The sequence below is a fragment of the Comamonas sp. FG99 genome, assembly GCF_057808605.1.
Window position 1 is genome coordinate 1 of sequence record NZ_JBMDII010000039.1, and the last position, 21,638, is coordinate 21,638.

Annotated in this window: 18 protein-coding genes; 10 read left to right on the forward strand and 8 right to left on the reverse strand. The window is 68.5% G+C overall.

Annotation, left to right across the window (positions count from 1 at the left end; genetic code table 11):
• Positions 1-134 precede the first annotated feature (134 nt).
• The 5 genes from ACODRX_RS21090 to ACODRX_RS21110 all read right to left on the reverse strand — a co-directional run bounded on the left by ACODRX_RS21090 (position 135) and on the right by ACODRX_RS21110 (position 6,312).
• Positions 135-1,184, reverse strand: coding sequence for an extracellular solute-binding protein (locus ACODRX_RS21090; RefSeq protein WP_488873500.1), 1,050 nt, complete (start codon positions 1,182-1,184; stop codon positions 135-137).
• 209 nt (positions 1,185-1,393) lie between these two features.
• A complete protein-coding gene (locus tag ACODRX_RS21095; protein ID WP_488873501.1) occupies positions 1,394-2,548 on the reverse strand; it encodes a DUF1513 domain-containing protein in 1,155 nt (384 codons plus the stop codon).
• Complete coding sequence (locus tag ACODRX_RS21100; RefSeq protein WP_488873502.1) at positions 2,538-3,626, reverse strand: imelysin family protein; 1,089 nt, start codon at positions 3,624-3,626, stop codon at positions 2,538-2,540. The genes ACODRX_RS21095 and ACODRX_RS21100 overlap by 11 nt, the downstream gene beginning before the upstream one ends.
• Positions 3,623-5,086, reverse strand: coding sequence for a di-heme oxidoreductase family protein (locus ACODRX_RS21105; protein ID WP_488873503.1), 1,464 nt, complete (start codon positions 5,084-5,086; stop codon positions 3,623-3,625). Before ACODRX_RS21105 ends, ACODRX_RS21100 begins: the two co-directional genes overlap by 4 nt.
• Before the next feature lie 17 nt (positions 5,087-5,103).
• The gene (locus ACODRX_RS21110; protein WP_488873504.1) at positions 5,104-6,312 is read right to left on the reverse strand and encodes an imelysin family protein; all 1,209 of its coding nucleotides are present in this window, start codon (positions 6,310-6,312) and stop codon (positions 5,104-5,106) included.
• Between the two features lie 437 nt (positions 6,313-6,749).
• On the opposite strand from ACODRX_RS21110, the gene ACODRX_RS21115 reads away from it, so the two are divergent.
• From ACODRX_RS21115 to ACODRX_RS21150, 8 genes are all read left to right on the forward strand, one after another.
• Positions 6,750-9,131, forward strand: coding sequence for a catecholate siderophore receptor Fiu (locus tag ACODRX_RS21115; protein ID WP_488873505.1), 2,382 nt, complete (start codon positions 6,750-6,752; stop codon positions 9,129-9,131).
• Positions 9,132-9,227: 96 nt separating this feature from the next.
• A complete protein-coding gene (locus tag ACODRX_RS21120) occupies positions 9,228-9,908 on the forward strand; it encodes a Fe2+-dependent dioxygenase (protein WP_488873506.1) in 681 nt (226 codons plus the stop codon).
• A gap of 156 nt (positions 9,909-10,064) precedes the next feature.
• The gene (locus tag ACODRX_RS21125) at positions 10,065-10,712 is read left to right on the forward strand and encodes a PepSY-associated TM helix domain-containing protein (RefSeq protein WP_488873507.1); all 648 of its coding nucleotides are present in this window, start codon (positions 10,065-10,067) and stop codon (positions 10,710-10,712) included.
• A gap of 37 nt (positions 10,713-10,749) precedes the next feature.
• Positions 10,750-11,271 carry a DUF2271 domain-containing protein gene (locus tag ACODRX_RS21130; protein WP_488873508.1) on the forward strand — a complete coding sequence of 174 codons (522 nt, stop codon included), beginning with the start codon at positions 10,750-10,752 and terminating at the stop codon, positions 11,269-11,271.
• 49 nt (positions 11,272-11,320) lie between these two features.
• Positions 11,321-12,121 carry a DUF4198 domain-containing protein gene (locus ACODRX_RS21135; RefSeq protein WP_488873509.1) on the forward strand — a complete coding sequence of 267 codons (801 nt, stop codon included), beginning with the start codon at positions 11,321-11,323 and terminating at the stop codon, positions 12,119-12,121.
• Between the two features lie 60 nt (positions 12,122-12,181).
• Entirely contained in the window at positions 12,182-13,297 is a 1,116-nt protein-coding gene (locus ACODRX_RS21140) for an FAD:protein FMN transferase (RefSeq protein ID WP_488873510.1), read from the forward strand.
• 43 nt (positions 13,298-13,340) lie between these two features.
• A complete protein-coding gene (locus ACODRX_RS21145; protein ID WP_488873511.1) occupies positions 13,341-14,726 on the forward strand; it encodes a sulfite reductase subunit alpha in 1,386 nt (461 codons plus the stop codon).
• 237 nt (positions 14,727-14,963) lie between these two features.
• On the forward strand, positions 14,964-17,129 hold the full coding sequence (locus ACODRX_RS21150) for a TonB-dependent receptor domain-containing protein (RefSeq protein ID WP_488873512.1): 2,166 nt from the start codon (positions 14,964-14,966) through the stop codon (positions 17,127-17,129).
• On the opposite strand, the gene ACODRX_RS21155 is transcribed toward ACODRX_RS21150, so the two are convergent.
• From ACODRX_RS21155 to yjgA, 3 genes are read right to left on the reverse strand one after another with little or no spacing between them, the layout of a single operon-like run.
• Positions 17,117-18,058, reverse strand: a complete 942-nt coding sequence (locus ACODRX_RS21155) for a ketopantoate reductase family protein (protein WP_488873513.1) — start codon at positions 18,056-18,058, stop codon at positions 17,117-17,119. The two genes, ACODRX_RS21150 and ACODRX_RS21155, sit on opposite strands and share 13 nt — an antisense overlap.
• Positions 18,055-18,681 (reverse strand): molybdopterin adenylyltransferase, encoded by a 627-nt coding sequence (mog, locus tag ACODRX_RS21160; RefSeq protein ID WP_488873514.1) that lies wholly within the window; start codon positions 18,679-18,681, stop codon positions 18,055-18,057. Before mog ends, ACODRX_RS21155 begins: the two co-directional genes overlap by 4 nt.
• Positions 18,678-19,343, reverse strand: coding sequence for a ribosome biogenesis factor YjgA (gene yjgA, locus ACODRX_RS21165; RefSeq protein WP_488873515.1), 666 nt, complete (start codon positions 19,341-19,343; stop codon positions 18,678-18,680). The genes mog and yjgA overlap by 4 nt, the downstream gene beginning before the upstream one ends.
• A gap of 72 nt (positions 19,344-19,415) precedes the next feature.
• Between yjgA and pmbA the strand changes: the two genes are divergently transcribed.
• Together pmbA and ACODRX_RS21175 are read left to right on the forward strand one after the other, a co-directional pair.
• Complete coding sequence (gene pmbA, locus ACODRX_RS21170) at positions 19,416-20,816, forward strand: metalloprotease PmbA (protein ID WP_488873516.1); 1,401 nt, start codon at positions 19,416-19,418, stop codon at positions 20,814-20,816.
• A 104-nt stretch (positions 20,817-20,920) separates the two neighbouring features.
• Positions 20,921-21,628 (forward strand): riboflavin synthase subunit alpha, encoded by a 708-nt coding sequence (locus ACODRX_RS21175; RefSeq protein WP_488873517.1) that lies wholly within the window; start codon positions 20,921-20,923, stop codon positions 21,626-21,628.
• The last annotated feature ends 10 nt before the right edge of the window (positions 21,629-21,638 follow it).

Below are 21,638 nucleotides of genomic sequence, written 5' to 3' on the forward strand. Positions count from 1 at the left end.
ACGCTTGCTCACTGCGTGTAGCCGCTGCCCCCTACGCCGGGCGCCCCCGAGGGGGTGCTTTTTGCCTTGGGGCGGCCCGGCGGAAAAAAAGCCCGCGAGCGGGCTTTTGTGCAGAGTTTTGTGCGCGGGGCGGCTTACTGGAAGCTGGCGCGGTCCAACATCTGCTGCACCTTGCCCATGTTGGTGCCGACGGCGCTGATCGGGATGGTTTCGCTCTTGAAGGGCTTGTCTTGCGTCATCGCCTTGAGCGCCGGGTTGTCGGTCTGCACGCCCTTGGCGACCGGCCATTCGTTGTTGCCGTTGGCAAAGTAGTTCTGCGCCGCGGGGCTGGCCAGGTATTCGAGGAACTTGACGGCGTTCTCCGGATGCTTGGCATGGCGGGCCACCGCGCCGCCGGCGATGTTCATGTGCGTGCCCCAGCTGCCCTGGTTGGGGAAGACCACGCCCACCTTCTCGGTGACGGCCACGTCCGCGGGGTTGCTCGAGCGCATCAGGCGCGCATAGTAGTAGCTGTTGGTGATGGCGATGTCGCACTCGCCGGCGGCCACGGCCTTGATCTGGTCGGTGTCGCCGCCCTTGGGCGGGCGGGCCAGGTTGTCCTTCACGCCCTGGATCCACTGCTGGGCCTTGGCCTCGCCCATGTGCTCGGTGATGGCGCCGAACAGGCTCAGGTTGTAGGGGTGCGAGCCCGAGCGGATGCAGATCTTGCCCTTGTTCCCGGGGGCGGCCAACTGCTCGTAGGTCTGCACGTCTTGCGGCTTCACGCGCTCCTTGCTGTAGGCGATGACGCGCGCGCGGGTGGAGAAGCCGAACCACGAGATGCCGCCGTCGGCCGTGGGCTGGCTGCGCAGGTTGGCGGGAATGGCGTCTTCCAGCGCCTTGGAGCGGATGGGCTTGAACAGCTCGTCCTTTTCGCCCCGGTACAGGCGGGCCGCATCCACCATCAGGATCACGTCGGCGGGCGAGGCCGAGCCTTCGGCCTTGAGCCGGGCCACGATGCCGGCGTCGTCCGAGTCCACGCGGTTGATCTTGATGCCGGTGGCCTGGGTGAAGTTGTTGTACAGCGCCTCGTCGGTCGCGTAGTGGCGTGCCGAGTAGAGGTTGAGAACGGCTTCTTCCGCCTGGACGGCGGCGGCGGAGAGCAGGGCGCATGCCAGCGCGATGGCTTTGAATGAAGAGGTCATGAACGGATGTAAAGAAGGTTGAATGTGCCGGGATGATAGCCTGATTGAGAATAATTCCCAATTGCAGAAGGCCGATAGTCATCCAGCCGGTGTGTAGGCAGGCGTTCCCGGGCGGACAGGATCAGTAAAAAAGTGAGCTGTTAGCGTTTGTGTTGATTGGCTTTCCGATATGAATCATATTGAAATTCATATATGGAAAGGGCTGATTGCTATGTTTTTTTGTTAAGTGAATCGCCGGCCACGGCCCAGTGGTTGTCCATGCGGGCATCCGAGAGCAGGCCGGCGTGTGCGTGGCTGGTGGGGGCGGCGGCTTGCGCATGCTGCAGCGAGCGGCCCAGGCCGGCGGCCCACAGCTGCTGGCTGCTGACCGCCAGCGCGCAGACTTCGGGCAGCGGCACCAGGGCCTGCCATTCGCCCTGCGGCGTGAAGGTGGCGATGCCGTCCGCGCGCGGGCAGCTCACCGCCCAGCCTGCGGCCGTGGCCGCCATGCTGCCGCCGTAGCCGCGTACGCGGGCGGCGATGGCCGCTGGCGCAGCCACGCTGCGCAGGCCGCTGCCGTCGAACAGCGCGAGGATCGGGGCTGCATTCTTGTCGGCGGCGTTGTCGTGCTCGGCCTGCAGCGCGATGCCGAGCACCGTGCGGGCGGGGTTCCAGGCCAGGTGGCGCAGGCTCAGGCGCTGGTCGGGCAGGCGCCATTGGCCCAGGAGTTCGCCGCTGCGGCCGTCGAGCCGGACGATGGAGGAGTCCATGGTGTGCAGCTCGCGCTTGACCCGCCCGGTCTCCGGCGCGGTGGGCACGCCGCCGTTGGCGACGATCAGCGTGGGCTGGCCGCCGCGGCGCGTGGCGCTGTCCCAGATGAGTTCGTGCGCATCGATGCCGTGCGTGGGCCATTCGGCCTCGGTCTCCAGGCTGCGCGCGTTGCGCCGCGCCACCAGGCTGGCGCCGGTGTCGATATCGGTTTCGGTGGTGTAGATGTGGTCCCCGCCGGGGCTGGCGAGCACATGGCCGTTGAACGAGCGCGTGGCATCCACCCAGTGCCACACCGGCGCTTCGGCGCCGCCGGGGCGCCAGCGCACCAGCCAGTCGCCGGGGCGGCGCGCGGTGGCGAGGATGCTGCCATCGGGCAGCGGCTGCAGGCCGTGCGCGCGCGTGGGCACTTCGAGCGCGTGCAGCACGCGCAGCGGGCCGGCGCCGCCCAGCGGCGCCGCCAGCAGGCCAATGTGGTAGCTGCCATCGGCTTGTTGCCATGCGGCGGCCAGCCGCAGCGTGGCGGCTGGCGTGGCGACGGCCGCGGCACAGGGCAGGGCGGCCAGGCCGCCCAGCAGGATCAGCGCCTGGCGGCGCGGCAGGCGTTCAGTCACCATCGGCATCCGAGAATCCTATGCTCACCTGCAGCGCGGGCGCGATCTCGGCCTCGGCCAGCCGCTTGAGCGCGGACAGGGCGCGCGCCGCCTGCTGCACCTGGGCGCCGTGGTTCTTGCCGGCCTTGCCAAGCGCGGCGAAGGCGGCGTCCACGGCCTGCGCGCTGTGCACCAGCTGGTCCGCCAGCGGGTTCAGGCCGCGGCCGCGCAAATAGGTCTCCAGCGGCACCAGCGCCTGGCCGGGCGCCGGCATGGCCACCTCGGCTGGCAGCACCGCAAGAGTGCGCAGCGCGCTCCACTCTGCGGCCCAGGCGGCGGCGGTCTGGCCGCTGGCGGCGCGCGGGTAGTCGGGTGCGCGCGTGCCTTGGGCGGCGCGCAGCGGTTTTTCCATATGGGCCCAGCGCAGCCGCTCGATGCCGCCCACCCATTGGTTGATGAATTCGGCCATGGCCTGGGCGGAGCGCTCCTGCTCGTCCTCGGCCGCCCAGTCGGTGGCGGCGGCCTGGTCGAAGGCGCCATGCAGCGCGCTGGCTTCGCGCTCCACGTCGAGCGCGGCTTCCACCGCGTAGCCGCAGGCGGGCGATGCGGGCTGGACGGGCTGCGTCCACAGCAGCCATTCGAGGGCGGGCAGGCCCTTGGCGGGGGTGCCGATGCGCTCGAAGGCTTTGGCGCCCTGGGGCTGGGCCTTGACGGCGCGCTCGATGAGCTGCGGCCGCGCGGGGGCGAAATCGATCTGCCGCTGCGAGCGTCGCGCGATCACCGGGCCCACGGCCACGGCTGCGAGGCTTTCCCAGGCGAGCATGGCGCCGCGCCAGGCGCTGCGCGCGCCGTCGAGCGCGGCTGCGCCCTGCGCGGGCTGGGCAGCGCACAGCGTGCGCAGCGCGGGCGCCAGCGCCCTGGCGGCCTGGTCGAAATCGGCTGCGCGCGGCAGGCCCCAGTGCTGGTACAGGCTCTGCAGCGCATGCGTGGTGTCATAGAAAGGCACGGCTTCGCGCCGCCAGTCGTGCTGGGCATGGGCAGCGGGCGCCAGCAGGGCCGAGGCCAGCAGCGCGGCCTGCAGCAGGGTACGGGAACAGGTCATAGCGACTCCACGAACTTGACCAGGGCCTCGCGCTCGGCCTGGTTCATTTGCAATACATTTTGCTTGGCCGCTTCGGCTTCGCCGCCGTGCCAGAGCGCGGCCTCCAGCACGCCCCGGGCGCGGCCGTCGTGCAGCAGCCGGGTGTGGCCGTTCACATCCTTGATCAGGCCTATGCCCCACAGCGGCGGCGTGCGCCACTGGCGGCCGTTGGCCAGGAAGTCGGGACGGTTGTCGGCCAGGGCCGCGCCCATGTCGTGCAGCAGCATGTCGGTGTAGGGCCAGATGCGCTGGCCCGACAGGGCCTTGCTCGTCAGGCGCGGGAAGGGGCCTTCCTTGGTCACATAGCTGGGGCGGTGGCAGGTGGCGCACTGGGCCTGGGCAAAGAGCGCCTGGCCGCGCAGCACCTGCGCGTCGCTGGCATCGCGGCGCGCGGGCGGCGCCAGCGTTGCCTGGTAGAAGACCACTTCGTCGAAGGTCTTGTCGTCGATCTCCACGCCGGGCTGCCCCAGCGCGCCGGCGCTCCTGCCGCTGGGCGCGGCCAGGCAGTCGTGCTGCGCGGGCGTGCAGGTCTCGTGCGGAAAATGGCGCGAGGTGATGCCCATGTCGCCCTGGAAGGCGCCGCCGGTCTGGTGGGCGATGGTGGCCACGTTGGCCTTCCAGCCGAAGCGCCCGAGCAGGGTGCGGCCCGAGGGCGCATCCCACACGCGGTTGGGCACGCCCTTGATCGGGCCGGGCGCGGCGGCCTGGCTGGCGGCATTGGCCAGGATGTCGGCCTCGCCGATGGCTTCGAGCAGCCCCACGCCGATGAGTTGCGGCGCAATGCGCGGGCTGAGCATGAGCTGCGGGTGCATGGGGCCGTAGCCCAGGTCGGCAAAGCCGTACCGCGGGGCTTGCAGCGTGTAGGGCGTGCCGTCGGCGAACCGGCCCTGGAGCGTCTCGTAGCGCAGCGTGACGCGGCCTTCGGGCTTGACGCCGGCGATGGCCGCATTGTTGAACTGGTCGCCGTACACCGGCTCGTGCCTGGGGCCGCCGTGGGCATCCTTGCCGGGGATGGACAGCCGGATCAGCAGCGCCACCGTCGGGTCCTTGGTGTCGCCCAGGCGGTTGAAGATCTCCGGCGGCTCGCCGCGGCCGTCCTGCACGTGGCAGCCGCCGCACGAGCGCGCGATGAAGTGCGGCCCCAGGCCGTCGCGCGCCTTGGTGGAGGCGGGTGCCTCCACCCAGTTGCGGCGGAAGAACGAGTTGCCGATCACGAAGCGCGTGCGCTCCGCGTCCTCCAGGTTGGCGGCCGGAAACGAAAACGCGTTGCGGCCGGTGGCGTACACCGTGGTGTCGCCGCCGGTTTTCTCGCCCAGCGGATCGGGGTTGGGCTCGGCCCCGAGCACGCCCACGGCCAGTGCGCCTACGGCCAGCAGGCCCGCGCCGGCTGCCGCAAGAGGCCAGCCGTGCCTGCGACCCATGGCTTGCGGCAATCGGCTCAAGGCTGCACCAGGGTCAGCTTGGTGATGCCGATCGCATTGGCGGCGGCGACCAGATCCTTGCTTTGCTGGGTGAGGCTGTCGATGGTCTTCTGGATGCGCTGGCGGCCCGGCGCATCGCTGGCACCGATGATCTCGCGGTCGAACGGCGCCTGGATGCCCTCGGCGGCGGCCACCGAGGCGGCGATCTGGCGGCTGGTCTTCTCGGCCAGCGGCGCGTCTGCGGCGGCCACCAGATCGCGCAGCGAGGCGCCCTGGAGCGTGCTGCCGTCGGCGCGCTGGTAGCGGCCCAGCCAGACGTTCTGGATGCCCAGGGCGTTGGTCACCGCGTCGCGGTGCGTGTTGTCGGAAAAGCAGGAGTGCTCGTCCTCCTGGTCCTGGCTGTGCAGCGCCACTTCCAGGCGCTCGCCAGCGAGCTCGCCGCGCGACAGCGAGCCCAGGCCCACCAGCATCTTGCGCACCGACTCCATGCCGCCGCGGCTGAACTTGGCGCGGTAGTTGTTCGCGGCCTTCGGCTCCCAGGCCTTGACGAGGAAGTTCAGATCGTCGATCAGCAGTTCGGTGGCGACGTTCAGGTACTGGCGGCGGCGGTCGGCGTTCTTGGCGGTGGTGAAGTCCTCGACGCTGCGGTTGCCGGGGCCGGTCTCCGACAGGTCCTGCCCCCACAGGAAGAACTCGATCGCATGCCAGCCCGTGGCGATGTTCTCTTCGCCGCCGCGCTCGTTCTGCGCCGCCAGGTTCTTCTTGTTGATGACGAACTTGCGGTCGTTGACCAGGCCCGAGCCGGGCTTGCCCTCGACGCTGTCCACGTAGGACTCGTCCATGGGCCAGGCGTTGAGCTGGCCTTCCGGGCCGTTGTCGTCATCGATGGGGCCGCCGTAGAAGCGGAAGGCCTCGGTCTGGCCGTAGAACTCGCGCGCGGCGAGCCAGGTCTTGCGCGCTTCGGCCAGCGTCTGCTGCGACGGCTTGGCGGTGAACGCCTTGATCGCCGCCTGCATGGTCTTGGCTGCGGCCAGCGTGTCTTCGTAGTTGGCGTGCACCAGGGCGGCGTACTGGACCACTACCGCATTCGCCGATGCCGCGGCGGCCGGTGCCGCCGCACCCGCCGTGTCCTTGGCGCCAGCCTGCGCAAAGGCTGGCGAGCCCTGGCTGTATGCCGCGGCCAGCATGGCCGCCAGTGCGGCGGTTCGGAAGGTGGTGGACCTCATGTGCTCTCCTCCTGAGATGGAAACGAAAAATGGACGATGCTCCGCGGCCGGCAAGGCCGTGGAGATGCTGGAAGCGGGGATGCCGCCGCCGCCACGAAGCGAGGGCCATGCGGCCAATGTGTCGATTATATGAATGAGACGTATTTTTATTTAATTAAATCAATGGAGATGCAGGGGAATTCGAAGGCAAAGCATGCGGAAGGCTGCTGAAGAGTGGGTGGCCGGGGATGCGGGCACGCACGCATGCTTTTGCGTCCAGCATGTTGTCGCGTCGCAACAAAAAAGCGGAATCTGTTAAATTTTGGTGAAACTAATAATGAGAATCGTTATTATTAATAAATCCCGTGTGGCCAACTGTTGCGAGCTGGATTGGATCTTTTCAATTCAGCTCAATTGGCCTGTGCGCGCCGTTTTCGTTCACTCCGCCTCCTTCTTCCATGACTAATCCCAATAGATATATCAAAAGTCGCAAACATGCCGCCGCCGGCCGCGCCTCTTCGGCCGGCCTGGTGGCTGCAACCGCCATCGCAGCGCTGGGCCTGCCGGCGCAGGCGCAAAATGCGCCTGCGCCCACGGCCACGCTCAAGGAAGTGACGGTCGAGGCAGCACGCGACACCGGCTATGAACCGGGCCAGGTGGCTTCGCCCAAGTTCACCCAGCCGCTGGTCAACACCACCCAGACCATCTCCGTGATCAAGGAGCAGGTCATGCGCGAGCAGGCCGCCACCACGCTGACCGAGGCGCTGCGCAACGTGCCCGGCGTCGGTACCTTCTACGCCGGCGAAAACGGCAACACCAGCACCGGCGACGCCATCTACATGCGCGGCTTCGACACCTCGAACAGCATCTACGTGGATGGCGTGCGCGACGTCGGCGCGCTGTCGCGCGACGTGTTCAACACCGAGCAGGTGGAAGTCACCAAGGGCCCGGCCAGCACCGACTACGGCCGCAGCGCGCCCACGGGCGCCATCAACATGGTGACCAAGCAGCCGAGCATGACCGACGGCTTCGCCGGCTCGGTGGGCTTTGGCAGCGGCAGCTACAAGCGCTCCACCATCGACCTGAACCGCGGCCTCAGCCACGACAACGGCACTGCCTTCCGCCTCAACGCCATGGTGCAGGACTCCGGCGTGGCCGGGCGCGACCAGGTCAAGAACGACCGCTGGGGCCTGGCGCCTTCATTCGCCTTCGGCCTGAACACCGATACGCGCGTGTTCCTGAACCTGCTGCACGTCAAGCAGAGCAATGTGCCCGATGGCGGCGTGATGACCATGGGCCTGCCGGGCTACAGCTCGCCAGACAATGCCAAATACCCCGGCTACCGCGGTTTCCTGACGAACGCGGCGCGGGTGAACAGCAGCAATTTCTACGGCACCGCGTCGGACCACGACGATGTGACCGCCGACATGGCCACGCTGCGCGTCGAGCGCGACATTGCGCCGGGCACCACGCTGCGCAACACCACCCGCTGGGGCCAGACCAAGCAGAACTACCTGCTGTCCGCATTCATGGCCACCGGCTACTCGCAGAACGCCACCACCGGCGCCTGGTCGGCCGGCTCGCTGGTGACCCCCAATCCCAGCGATCCATCCACCTGGACCATGTCGCGCCTGATCAACACCCGCGACCAGGTCAACCGCATCCTCACCAACCAGACCAATCTGAACACCAGTTTCGCCACCGGCTCGGTGAAGCACGAGCTGAGCACCGGCCTGGAACTGTCCCGCGAAGAGCAGCGCAACTACGGCCTGGCCACCACCGGTACCGTGCCCAGCGTGAGCATCTACAACCCGGACTCCAGCGTCTCGCTGCCGGCTTACACGCGCAATGGCGCAGACAGCAAGGGCACCACCGACACCGTTGCGCTGTATGCCTTCGACACGCTCAAGCTCAGCGAGCAATGGCAGGCCAACGTGGGCCTGCGCTGGGACCACTACAAGACCAAGTACAACGCCAGCGCAGTCTGCACCGCCACGTCCACCACGCAGCCCTGCGGCTCCAACCCCACCGGCACGGTGGTGCCCACCACCTCCGACGGCCTCAGCGCCTCGGGCAACCTGCTGAGCTGGAAGATCGGCGCGCTGTACAAGCCCGCGCCCAATGGCAGCATCTACGTGAACTACGCGCTGTCGCAGCAGCCGCCGGGCGGCAGCAACTTCACGCTGTCCGCGGCCACCAATGCTTCCGGCAATTTCAACAATGCCAACAACCCCAACATGGACCCGCAAAAGGCCAAGACCGCCGAGCTGGGCACCAAGTGGGAACTGCTGGACAAGCGCGTGCTGCTGACCGGCGCGTTGTTCCGCACCGAGATTACCAACGAGATCGTCACCAACCCCGACGGCACCGTGGGCCAGACCGGCAAGAAGGTGGTGCAGGGCGTGGAGCTGGGCGCCACCGGCCAGATCACCCCGGCCTGGGGCGTGACCGCCGGCTACACCATCCAGGACACCAAGGTGGACACTGGCGCCAATGTGGCGCAGGACGGCACCAATGGCCTGACCTACACGCCGAAGAACGCGTTCTCGCTGTGGAGCAGCTACCAGTTCTCCTCCGGCCTGACGATCGGCGGCGGCGCGCGCTACTCGGGCGGCCTCAAGCGCGGCACCGACGGCGCGGTGGGCACGCCCAACTACACCGACGCCTACTGGGTGTTCGACGCCATGGCCAGCTATCGCATCAACAAGAACGTGGATATCCAGCTCAATATCTACAATCTGTTCGACAAGGACTATGTGGCGGCGATCAACAAGAGCGGCTATCGCTACTTCCCGGGCATTCCGCGCTCGGCGCGCCTGACCGCCAACTTCCGCTTCTGATCCTGGCGTTTGCCAAGCCGCTGCGGCCCGGGCCGCGGCGGCCATGACACCATGCCCCGCCTTTGCCGGGGCTTTTTCCATGGAGGGACTCCAAGCATGATGCTGCACATCCCCAACGTACTCACGCGGGATGAGGTGGCCGCGATGCGCGCCGCCATCGATGCCGCCGACTGGATCGACGGCCGCGCCACCGCCGGCAGCCAGGGCGCGCAGGTCAAGCGCAACCGGCAGCTGCCCGAAACCTCGCCGGTGGCATTGGAGCAGGGGCGCATCATCCAGCGGGCGCTGGCGGCCAACCCGCTGTTCTTCCAGGCCGCGCTGCCGGCGCGCACCATGGCGCCGCTGTTCAACCGCTATGCCGAAAGCGAAACCTATGGCCTGCATGTGGACGGCGCGGCGCGGCGCGAGCCAGGCATGGCGCAATGGCTGCGCACCGACGTCTCGTCCACGCTGTTCCTGTGCGATCCCGAAGACTACGACGGCGGCGAGCTGGTGGTGGTCGACACCTATGGCATGCACGAAGTGAAGCTGCCCGCGGGCGACCTGATCCTCTATCCATCCTCCAGCCTGCACCGGGTGGAGCCAGTCACGCGCGGCGAGCGGGTGTGCTCATTCTTCTGGACCCAGAGCCTGGTGCGCGACGATGCGCGGCGCGCGCTGCTGTTCGAGCTGGACCAGACCATCCAGCGGCTGCGCGCCCAGCTCGGCGAAACCGAGGAGACCGTCTCCCTCACCGGGCAATACCACAACCTGCTGCGCATGTGGGCCGAGCCCTGATACCCGCCTGCGCAGGCCCATGAAGTTATGTAAATTATTGTTGCCAGGTAAAGTATTTGAAAATGAGATTCATTCTTGTTTTCGCTCATTACAATCCGAGTTTTCCCCAGGTCCGCGCTGGCCAGCGCCGGGCGCAGGGGCACTGCATGCCGCTCCATGAAAGCCACCGCGTCTTCCTCTTCGCAACGAGCCTACTGGCTCAAGACCTTGCATGAATGGCACTGGGTCAGCTCCGCCATCTGCCTGGTCGGCATGCTGTTGTTTGCGCTGACGGGGTTCACGCTCAACCATGCGGGGCAGATCGAGGCCAAGCCCGCCGTGGTCTCGCGCGAGGGTGAATTGCCCGGGCCGCTGCTGCAGGGCCTGCAGCAGGCCGCTGCGCGCCACAAGCAGGCGGCAGGCGGCAGCGAGGCCCTGCCCGCCGCCGTGCAGGATTGGCTGCGCGCCGAATTCGGCGCCGACACCCGCCAGCGCGCGGTGGAGTGGAACGACGACGAGGCCTATGTGGCCATGCCCAGGCCGGGTGGCGATGCCTGGGTGCGCATCGGGCTCAGGGACGGGTTGGCCGAGTTCGAATCCACCGACCGCGGCTGGATCTCGTACTTCAACGATTTGCACAAGGGCCGCCATGCCGGTGTGGCCTGGAGCTGGTTCATCGATATTTTTGCCGGCGCCTGCCTGGTGTTCTGCATCACCGGCCTGTTCATCCTGCAGATGCACGCCGGCCGCCGCCCCATGACATGGCCCATGGTGGGCCTGGGGCTGCTGCTGCCCGCGCTGCTGGCGCTTTTGCTGGTGCACTGAAGCCGATCCGACCCCTTCTTTTACCTGAGGAGAGCACATGACAAGAACCGTTTCCCGATTCACCGTTGCCCTGGGCGCGGTCGCAGGCCTGCCGGCCGTGGCGGCCGGGCTGAATGTGGGCGTGGAGGTGCCGCGCCTGGACGTGGCCGAATACCACCGCCCCTACGTGGCCATGTGGCTGGAGCGTGCCGACGGCTCGGTGGCGGCCAACCTGTCGGTCTGGTACGACGTGAAAAAGCGCGACGCCGAAGGCGCGAAATGGCTCAAGGACATGCGCCAGTGGTGGCGCCGCACCGGCCGCGAGCTGAGCGTGCCCATCGACGGCGTGACCCAGCCGACCAAGCCGGTGGGCAAGCATGCGCTGTCGTTCGCCGAAGGCAGCAATCCGCTGCCCAAGCTGGCGCCGGGCCAGTACAAGCTGCAGGTGGAGGCCGCGCGCGAAGTGGGCGGCCGCGAACTGGTGAGCATACCGTTCGAATGGCCCGCCAAGCAAGCCGCCAGCCTGTCCGCCAAGGGCAAGAGCGAGCTGGGCGAGGTTACGCTCGAACTCAAGCCCTGATCCGCTGGCCACGCCAATTTCGAGCAACACACTTTCGAGGAGATTCACCATGTTTTCTGCCACCCGCATCGCCGCCGCCCTGGCCCTGGCCTGCGCCGCCGTTGGCGCACAGGCCCACAGCGTCTGGATGAAGCCTTCCAGCACCGTGCTGTCCAAGGCCGACTGGGTCACCGTGGACGCCGCGGTTTCCAACGACATGTTCTTCTTCAACCACCGCCCGCTGGCGGTGGACAAGCTGGTGATTACCGCACCCGATGGCAGCACCGTGGAGCCCAAGAACGTGCACAAGGGCGAGCTGCGCAGCGTGTTCGATCTCAAGCCCGAGCAGCAGGGCACCTACCAGCTGGCCCTCGTGAACAGCGGCATCATGGGCTCGTACAAGGACGCGGCCGGCCAGATGAAGCGCCTGCGCGGCAGCGCCGAAGAGATCAGCAAGCAGATCCCGGCCGACGCCAAGGACGTGCGCGTGGTCGAGAGCGCCAGCCGCATCGAGACCTTCGTCACCATGGGCAAGCCCAGCGCGCTGCGCCTGAGCGGCAAGGGCCTGGAGCTGGCGCCGGTCACCCACCCCAACGACCTGGTCGTGGGCGAGGAAGCCACCTTCGCGTTCCACATCGACGGCAAGCCCGCCGCGGACGTCGAAGTGGTGCTGGTGCCCGACGGCAAGCGCTACCGCGACTCGGTCAACGAGATCAAGCTCAAGACCGACGCGCAAGGCCGGTTCAAGGTCAAGTTCCCCACCGCCGGCATGTACTGGCTGGATGCGGATGCCAAGGATGACAAAACCTCCAGCCCCATCGCCAAGGAACGCCGCCTGGCCTATGTGGCCACGCTGGAAGTGCTGCCTTGACGGACCATCGGTGCAGGTGAGGCAGGCACTGGCGGCCATCGGGCCGAAAGCGGGGTCGGCATGAGCACGGCCCCGCGCGTACGCTATGGCGCCGGCATCTGGCAAATACAGGCACGGGAGCAAGGCATGCCGGCCATGGCCGGCCGCACCTTTGCGCCCGCCGCCTGGCGGGCCCCGGCCATGCATGCGCGCCAGGACGGCGGCCTGCACAGCCTGGGCGGCGCCACCATGGGCACCACCTGGTCGCTGCGGCTGGCCAACCCCGGCTACGCGCCGCTGGCGCCGGTGCAGGAGTTGGTGCAGCAGACGCTGGACGCGGTCATCGCCCAGATGAGCAACTGGGAGGCAGGCTCCTGCCTCTCGCGTTTCAATGCCGCCGCCGCGGGCTCCTGGCACCAGCTGCCGCCACAGCTGGCGGCGGTGCTGGATGCCGCGCTGCACTGGGCGCGGGCCTGCGACGGCGCCTGGGACCCGACGGTGGGCGCGCTGGTGTCGCTGTGGGGCTTTGGCCCGCGTGCCGACCCGCAGGCGCCGCACAGCGGCCAGCCGCCCGCGCAGGCCGAGATCGACCGCGCGCTGCGCGCCTGCGGCCACCAGCGGCTGCAATGGCAGCCGCAGCAGCGCCGCCTGCTGCAGCCTGGCGGCCTGCAGCTGGACCTGAGCGGCATCGCCAAGGGCTATGCGGTGGACTGGGTGGCCCAGCGCCTGCGCGAGGCCGGCTGGGAGCATGCGCTGCTGGAGATTGGCGGCGAACTGCGCGCCTGGGGCCAGCGGCCCGGCGGCCAGCCCTGGCGCGTGGCCGTGGCGGGTGTGGCCGGCGATGGCGAGCCGCTGGCCGTAGCCTTGCTGGATGGCGCCTTGGCCACCTCGGGCGACCACTGGCATGTCTTCACGCATGGCGGGCGGCGCTATTCGCATACGCTGGAGCCGCGCACCGGCTGGCCGGTGGCGCATGCGCTGACCAGCGTCACGGTCTTCCATGCCGAATGCATGCATGCCGATGCGCTGGCCACCGCGCTCACCGTGCTCGGCCCGCAGGCCGGCTGGGACTTCGCACTGCGCCAGCGCGTGGCCGCGGTCTTCCACAGCCACCCCGATGCGGCGCGGCCGCAGGGCCTGCGGCGCTGCACGCCGGCCTGGCAAGAGCGCTTTGCGCCGGAATCCTCGGGAGGGTAGGTGCTATGGAAGTCTTTGGCCGACGAGGAATGACGCTAAACCCATGATCGACTGGATATTGAGCCCGGCCCGCCTGGGCGGGGCGGGCGCCTTGCTGGCCGGTTATGCCGCGCTGTGCGCCGGCGTGGCGCGGCGCCTGTGGCGCGAACGCCAGACGGAGCGCCGCGAACGGCAGGCGCTGCAGGCGGGGCCGCGGGACGGGCCGCAGGTGCTGGTGGCCTATGCCAGCCAGACCGGCCAGGCCGAGGCCCTGGCGCGCGAGAGCGCGCGCGTGCTGCATGCGGGCGGCTGCGCGGTGCGCCTGCTGCCGGTGCAGGCGCTGGCGCTGGCCGACCTGCAGGCCTGCTCGCACAGCCTGTGGGCGCTGTCCACCACCGGGGAGGGCGACGCGCCCGACCATGCGCTGCCCTTTGTGCGGCAGGTGCTGGAGCGCGCGGCGGCGCTGCCGGGGCACATGGCCCAGGTGCTGGCGCTGGGCGACCGCGAATATGCGCAGTTCTGCGCCTTCGGCCTGCGCGTGCAGCAATGGCTGCAGGCCCAGGGCGCCAAGGCCGACGTGGTGTGCATGGACAACGGCGATGCGGCCGCGCTGCGCACCTGGCAGGCCGAGGTGGCCGAGCTGCTGCAGGCGCTGACCGGCCGCAGCGCCGAAGGCTGGCGCGAGCCCGAACCCGCGCGGCCCTGGGTGCTGCGCCGGCGCACGCGGCTGAACCCCGGCAGCCAGGGCGGCGCGGTATATCTGCTCGAATGGGTGCCGCAGGCAGGCGCGCTGCCGCATTGGGAGTCGGGCGACCTGGTATCGCTGGCGGTGCCGGCCGATCCGCAGCGCACGCGCGACTATTCGATTGCCTCGGTACCGCAGGACGGCAGCCTGCAGCTGCTGGTGCGCCAGAGCCTGCGCGCCGACGGCTCGCCCGGCCTGGCCTCGGGCTGGCTGTGCGAGGGCATGGCGGTGGGCGCTGCCCTGCCGCTGGGCCTGCGCGCGCACGGCGGCTTCAGGCTGGGCGACAACGCGGCGCGGCCCTTGCTGCTGATCGGCAACGGCACCGGCCTGGCCGGCCTGTGCAGCCATATCCGCGCCCGGGTTGCGCAGGGGCGTTCGGACCAGTGGCTGGTGTTCGGCGAGCGCAGCCCCGAGCACGATGCGCTGCTGGACGGGCAGCTGCAGCAGTGGCTGGCCGAGGGGCGGCTGCAGCGGCTCGACCGCGCCTGGTCGCGCGATGCGGCCGATCCCTGCTATGTGCAGCAGCTGCTGCAGCGCCAGCCGCAGCAGCTGCGCGACTGGGTGGCGCACGGCGCCGCCATCTATGTGTGCGGCAGCCAGCAGGGCATGGCCCAGGGCGTGGATGTGGTGCTGCGCGAGGTGCTGGGCGAGGCCGAGGTCGAGGCGCTGGCGCTGGCCGGGCGCTACCGGCGCGACGTGTATTGAGCGATTGAGCGCCAGCCCACCAAGGCCCGGCTACGGTTGCAGGCCGGTTGTTGGTTTTATGCCAATGCAGGCGCATGCCTTGGGGGTAGAAGCGCCATTTGCATTTCTTTATGTATAGAATAATAACGATTCTTATTTTTAATAAGTTTTACATTTCGTTCTTCCGTATCGCATAACAAGACATTTCAGCGCGCATTGCACGGATTTCCGTTTCTCTGTTTGCCAGGAGTGTTTTGCATGCTGCATTCTTTTTCCCGCCCAACCCTGACTTCGCTCGCCGCTGCAGCGGCCGCGCTGTGCGCCGCAGGCTCCGTCGCGGCCCAGACCGGCGATGCCGCCGTCCATGAGCTGCGCGAGGTGGTGGTATCAGCCTCGGGCTTCGAGCAGGACATCAAGGAGGCGCCGGCCTCCATCACCGTCATCACCCGCAAGCAGCTGGAGCAAAAGCGCTTCAGCAGCCTGGCGCAGGCGCTGGACGATGTGGAGGGGGTGGACACCGCTGGCGCCTCCGACAAGACCGGCGGCCTGAACATCAGCATCCGCGGCATGCCCAGCGAGTACACGCTGGTGCTGATCGACGGGCGGCGCCAGAATGCGGCCGGCAACGTCACGCCCAACGACTTCGGCGGCACCCAGACCAGCTTTTTGCCGCCGGTGTCGGCCATCGAGCGCATCGAGGTCATCCGCGGCCCCATGTCCACGCTCTATGGCTCCGATGCCATGGGGGGCGTTGTCAACATCATCACCCGCAAGCCGGGCAAGACCTGGACCGGTTCGGTGGGCGTGGACTACACGCTGCAGCAGGAGTCCGAGTTCGGCGACACCCGCTCCGGCCGCTTCTACCTGAGCGGGCCGCTCAAGCAGGATCTGCTGGGCCTGACCCTGCGCGGCAGCGCCTTCCGCCGCGATGCCGCCGACATCCGCTACCTGGGGGCCGACGGCAAGGATGTGACGCCCATCATGGGCGCCAATCCGGTGAAGTCGGACGTCGACAACCTGGGCGCGCGCCTGCTGCTCACGCCCAACCGCTACAACGACCTGGTGCTCGATGTGGATCTGGGCCGCCAGACCTACGACAACTCGCGCGGCCAGCTGGGCACGCTGGGCACCCAGGGCGGCTATGGCCCCGAGCAGAAATACAACCGCGATCAGTGGACCATTGCCCATACCGGACGCTATGGCTTCGGCACCTGGGATACGAGCTACATGGTCAACCGCACCGAAACCATAGGCCGCACCATTCCGCCCGGCACCCCGGGCGCGGTGGCGGGCGGCGCGCGCACGCTGGAGGTGCAGAGCAAGGTGCTCGACTCCAAGCTGATGCTGCCCTGGGGCAGCCACCTGACCACCATCGGCGGCCAGTGGTGGGATGCCGAGATGAAGGATGGCGTGGCGCCCGGCAAGTTCAGCTTCACGCAGAAGGCGCTGTTCGCCGAGGACGAGTGGGGCCTGACCGATGCCTTCAAGCTCACGCTGGGCGCGCGCTACGACCGCCACAGCATCTTCGGCGGCAAGCTCAGCCCGCGCGTCTACGGCGTGTGGAACGCGGCGCCGCAGTGGACGCTCAAGGGCGGCGTGAGCAATGGCTACAAGACGCCGCGCGTGGAGCAGCTGGTGCCCGGCATCAATGGCTTCGGCGGCCAGGGCACGATCCCGCTGGTGGGCAGCCCCGGGCTCAAGCCCGAGACCAGCCGCAGCACCGAGTTTGGGGTGTACTTTGACGACGCGCAGGGCTTTGCCGCCAATGCCACGCTGTTCAACAACCAGTTCAAGAACAAGATCACCAGCGGCGTCGGCCTGCCGAACTGCTCGTTCTCCGGCGCGCCGAACCGCCCCGGCTGCGTGAACTTCGGCGACTGGCCCAATGTGGATACCTTCGGCCAGCAGACCAACGTGGACCAGGCCGTCACTCGCGGCTTGGAGCTGAACGCGCGCTACGCCATCAACAAGCAGTGGGCAACCAGCGCCAACTACACCTTCACCAAGAGCGAGCAAAAGAGCGGGCTGAACCAGGGCAAGCCGCTGGCCGACACGCCCAGGCACGCGCTGAACGCGCGCCTGGAGTGGACGCCGTCCGAGCAGTGGGATCTCTGGCTGCGCGCCGAGTACCGCAGCGCCCGCTTCCGCGACCCGGGCACTTCCGTCTCCAATATCGCCGCCGCGGCGGCGCTGGGCGACTACAAGTCCTATGCCCAGTTCCACCTGGGCGGCAGCTACCGGGTGACGCCGAAATTCACCGTCAGCGCCGCGGTCTACAACCTGTTCAACAAGAGCTTCATCGACTACCAGCCGTACTCGTACGCCAGCCGGCCGGGCCAGGCGCCTACGGTGGCCTATGGCAACCGCTACCGCAACCCGCAGGACGGGCGGCGCCTGTGGATTTCGGCCAACTACGACTTCTGAGACGCCGCCTCGGCCATGCGCACCAGCACCAGCAGCGCCTGGTTGACCGGCGTGGCCACGCCCAGCGCCTTGCCGCGGCGCACCACGTAGCCGTTCAGGTGCTCGATCTCGGTGGGCTTGGCCAGCGCCAGGTCCTGGGCGGTGGACGAGCGCTGGCCCGGCATGCTGGCGGCGATGCCGCGCACCGCGGCGTGGATGTCGCCGGGCAGCTGCACGCCGTCCGCGCGCGCCACGGCCAGGCACTCGGCCACCAGGTCGGCGATCACCTCGGTGCAGCCGGGCTGCTGCACCAGCCAGCCATAGGGCTGCTGCACCAGCGCCGACAGCGCGTTGTAGGCGCAGTTGATGATGAGCTTGGCCCACAGCTCGCCGCGCACCTGGCCCGACACCTGGGTGGGTATGCCGGCCGCGCCCAGCTCGCGCGCCACCCGCTCGCTCAGCGGCGATGGCGCGATCACCAGCTCGCCGCGGCCGAAGTGCCGCACATGGCCGGGCCCGGCCATGGCGGTGGCCACGTAGACCACCGCGGCGGCCACCGGCTGCGCGGGGCCGAGCAGCGCGCGCACGCGCTCGTCGTTGTCCACGCCGTTTTGCAGCGTCAGCACCAGCGCGCCGGGCGCCAGGTGCGGCTGCAGCTGCCGCGCGGCGTCTTCGGTGGCGGTGGATTTCACGCACAGCAGCACCAGCTCGGCGCCCTGGGCGGCGCTGGCCTCGGTGCTGGCGGCCAGCGGCACCTGGCTGTCTTCGGCGGCGGTCTGCAGGCGCAGGCCGTGGGCGGCGATGGCCTGCACATGCGCGGGCCGGGCAATCAGTGTGACTTCGTGGCCGGCGCGCGCCAGCAGGGCGCCAAAATAGCAGCCCACGGCGCCCGCGCCCATGACGGCAATGCGCAGGCGCGCGGGGGCGCTCGGGGTGATGGTGCCGGTCATGGCTGGGGTGCCTGGAGTGCCTGGGGTACTTGGACAGGGCGGATCGCGCTCTTGGGGCGGAAGGCCTTGCACACTTCGGCGCGGGTCTCCAGGTAGGGGCCGCCGATCAGGTCGATGCAGTAGGGCACGGCGGCGAAGATGCCGGGCACCAGCTGCTGGCCCTGCGCGTCCTTCAGGCCTTCCAGCGTTTCGGCGATGGCCTTGGGCTGGCCGGGCAGGTTGATGATCAGGCAGCCGCCGCGGATCACCGCGACCTGGCGCGAGAGGATGGCCGTGGGCACGAAGCGCAGGCTGATCTGGCGCATCTGCTCGCCAAAGCCGGGCATTTCCTTGTCGGCCACGGCCAGCGTGGCCTCGGGCGTCACGTCGCGCCGCGCGGGGCCGGTGCCGCCGGTGGTCAGCACCAGGTGGCAGCCGGCATCCACCAGCTCGATCAGGGTGCTGCTGATCAGCGCCTGCTCGTCGGCGATCAGGCGCGGCTCGAAGGCCAGGGGGTTGTGCAGCGCGCGGCCGAGCCAGTCCTGCAGCGCGGGCAGGCCCTGGTCCTGGTAGACGCCGCTGCTGGCGCGGTCGCTGATGGAGACGAGGCCGATCTTGGCGCTATCGAGGTGATCGAGGTTCATGGCTGGGAGTCTGGTTCGGCGCCAGGGGTGTCGCCGCGGCGGGCGTGGGCGGCATCGAGCTGCTCGCGCACCAGCTGGAACAGCTCGCGGTAGGCGCGGCCCTTGCGCGGCGCAAGGCCCTGTGATTCAGCGGCCTTGTCGGGCGGCGGCGCATCCTTGCGCGCCTGGCGCACCAGCGCGCGCAGCTGCTGGATGTCGGTCTGCGCGAACTCGTTGATCCACAGCGACACCGCCTCGTCGTGCACGATCATGCGGTCGCGCCACTGCTCGGCCACGTGCAGCAGCATCTTCTCGGCGGCCGAGCCGTCGCGCTGCTCGGCCAGCGCGGCCTGGATGGCCTCGACCTGCTCGTCCTCGAGCTTGCGCATCAGCTTGCCGATGAACTGCATCTGGCGGCGCTTGCCCTCGAAGTTGGTGATGCGCTTGGCTTCGGCCAGCGCGTCTTGCAGCTTGTCGGGCAGCTGCAGGCGCTCGAACAGGTCGGCGCGCAGCGTGAGCAAGTCCTTGCCCAGCTCCTGCAGCGCATCCATCTCGCGCTTGAGATCGGTCTTGCTGGATTCGGTCGTGCCCTTGAGCTCGGCCTTGAGCTCGAGGTCGAGCTCGCTGCCCTCGGCAACGAAGTGGCCTTTGACGAAATAGCCTTTTTTGGGTTTTCTTGACATGGGTGAGGCGAAAAAACAAACTGGCAGCCGTCCCGGGGGGAGGTGCCGCAGTTCAGTATCATAGCGGCCAGTATGACCAAGACCCGAACCCGTTCCCCGCGCCCGGCCGCGCCCGCGGCGCAAACCGGCTTCAGCTACAGCCGCGCATTCTTTCAAGACCTGGTGGAGCAGGCCCTGGCGCATGCCAAGCACCTGGGCGCCAGCGACGCGGGAGCCGATGCCTCGGAGGGCGCGGGCCTGTCGGTCAGCGTGCGCAAGGGCGAGCTCGAAACCGTGGAGCGCAACCGCGACAAGTCGCTGGGCGTGACCGTGTACCTCGGCCAGCGCCGCGGCAATGCCAGCACCTCGGACTTCTCGCCCGAGGCGGTCAAGCGCACGGTGCAGGCGGCCTACGACATTGCCCGCTTCACCGCCGAAGACCCGATGGCCGGCCTGCCCGACGCGGCCGACATCGTGGCCGCCGGCGAGCAGCGCGACCTGGAGCTGTTCCACCCCTGGAGCATCGACAGCGAGGCCGCCGCCAAGCTGGCGCTGGAGTGCGAGGCCGCGGCGTTCTCGACCGATGCGCGCATCACCAACAGCGAGGGCGCGGGCGTGTCGGCCCAGCAAAGCCATTTCTACAGCGCGCATACGCGGGGCTTCGCGGGCGGCTATGCCAGCTCGCGGCACAGCGTTTCGGTGGCTCCGATCGCAGGCTCAGGCGCCGACATGCAGCGCGATGCCTGGTATTCATCCATGCGTAACGCCAAGGATCTGGCGCCGCCGCAGGTGGTGGGCCGCTACGCCGCCGAGCGCGCGCTCAGCCGGCTCAATGCGCGCAAGATCCCCACCACCGTATGCCCGGTGCTGTTCGAGGCGCCGTTGGCCGCGGGGCTGATCGGCAGCTTCGTGCAGGCCATCAGCGGCGGCGCGCTGTACCGCCACAGCTCGTTCCTGATGAATTCGCTGGGCAAGCGCGTGTTTCCCAAGCACATCCACCTGCTCGAAGATCCGTTCATCGTCGGCGGCAAGGGCAGCGCGCCCTATGACGACGAAGGCGTGCGCGTGCGCCCGCGCAGCGTGGTCGAGGACGGGCGGGTGCAGGGCTATTTCCTGTCGACCTACTCGGCGCGCAAGCTGGGCATGAAGACCACCGGCAATGCCGGCGGCGCGCACAACCTGGTCTTCAGCTCCAGCAAGACCCGGCCCGGCGACGACCTGGCCGCGATGCTGCGCAAGCTCGACACCGGCCTGTTCGTGATCGAGCTGATGGGCCAGGGCGTGAACCCGGTCACCGGCGATTATTCGCGCGGCGCCAGCGGCTTCTGGGTCGAGAAGGGGCAGATCGCCTTCCCGGTGCAGGAGATCACCATCGCCGGCAACCTCAAGGACATGTTCAAGGGCATCGAGGCCGTGGGCGCCGACGTGTACGACGCGGGCTCGCGCGCGGTGGGCTCGATCCTGGTCAACCGCATGAAGCTGGCTGGCAGCTAAAACCATAGCTGCTGGCGCTTTCTGTATAAGGTTTTCAGATATAAAAGTATTTGAAAACATTATAGGTAAAGCGCTGGAAGCTATCAAATTTACAGGGTTCATCCATGTTCACCGGCATCATCCAGGCGGTGGCGCGCATTGCCGCGGTGCGCGACGCCAAGGGCCTGAGGACCTTCGAGGTCGAATTTCCCGCGGGCTTCTGCCAGGATCTGGCGATAGGCGCGAGCGTGTCGCACGACGGCGTCTGCCTCACCGTGACCGAGCTGCTCGGCGAGCGCCGCGCCACGTTCGACGTGATGCAGCAAAGCCTGAACATCACCACGCTGGGCGGCCTGCAGGTGGGCTCGGGCGTCAACGTCGAGCGCGCCGCCAAGGATGGCGCCGAGATCGGCGGCCATCCGCTGTCGGGCCATGTGGACTTCACCGGCACGCTTTGCGCGGTGCGCGAGTTCGACAACAACTATGTGATGCGCATCTCGGTGCCCGAACCGTTTCGCAAATACGTGTTCGCCAAGGGCTATATCGCGATCAACGGCGCGAGCCTGACGGTGGCCGAGGTCAACCGGCGCGAAGGCTGGTTCGAGGTCTGGCTGATACCCGAGACCCGGCGCATGACGGTGTTCGAATCCAAGCGCGTGGGCGATGGGCTGAACATCGAGATCGAGCGCGGCACCCAGGTGGTGGTGGACACGGTGCGCGAGGCGGTGGATGAAAGCCTGGGCGCGCTCAAGCCGGTGCTTGAAGCGCTGCTGCGCGAGAAGGGCCTGTCGCTGGACGAGCTGCTCCAGCCGCCGCAGCTGCCCAGGGGCTGAATCGCCAATT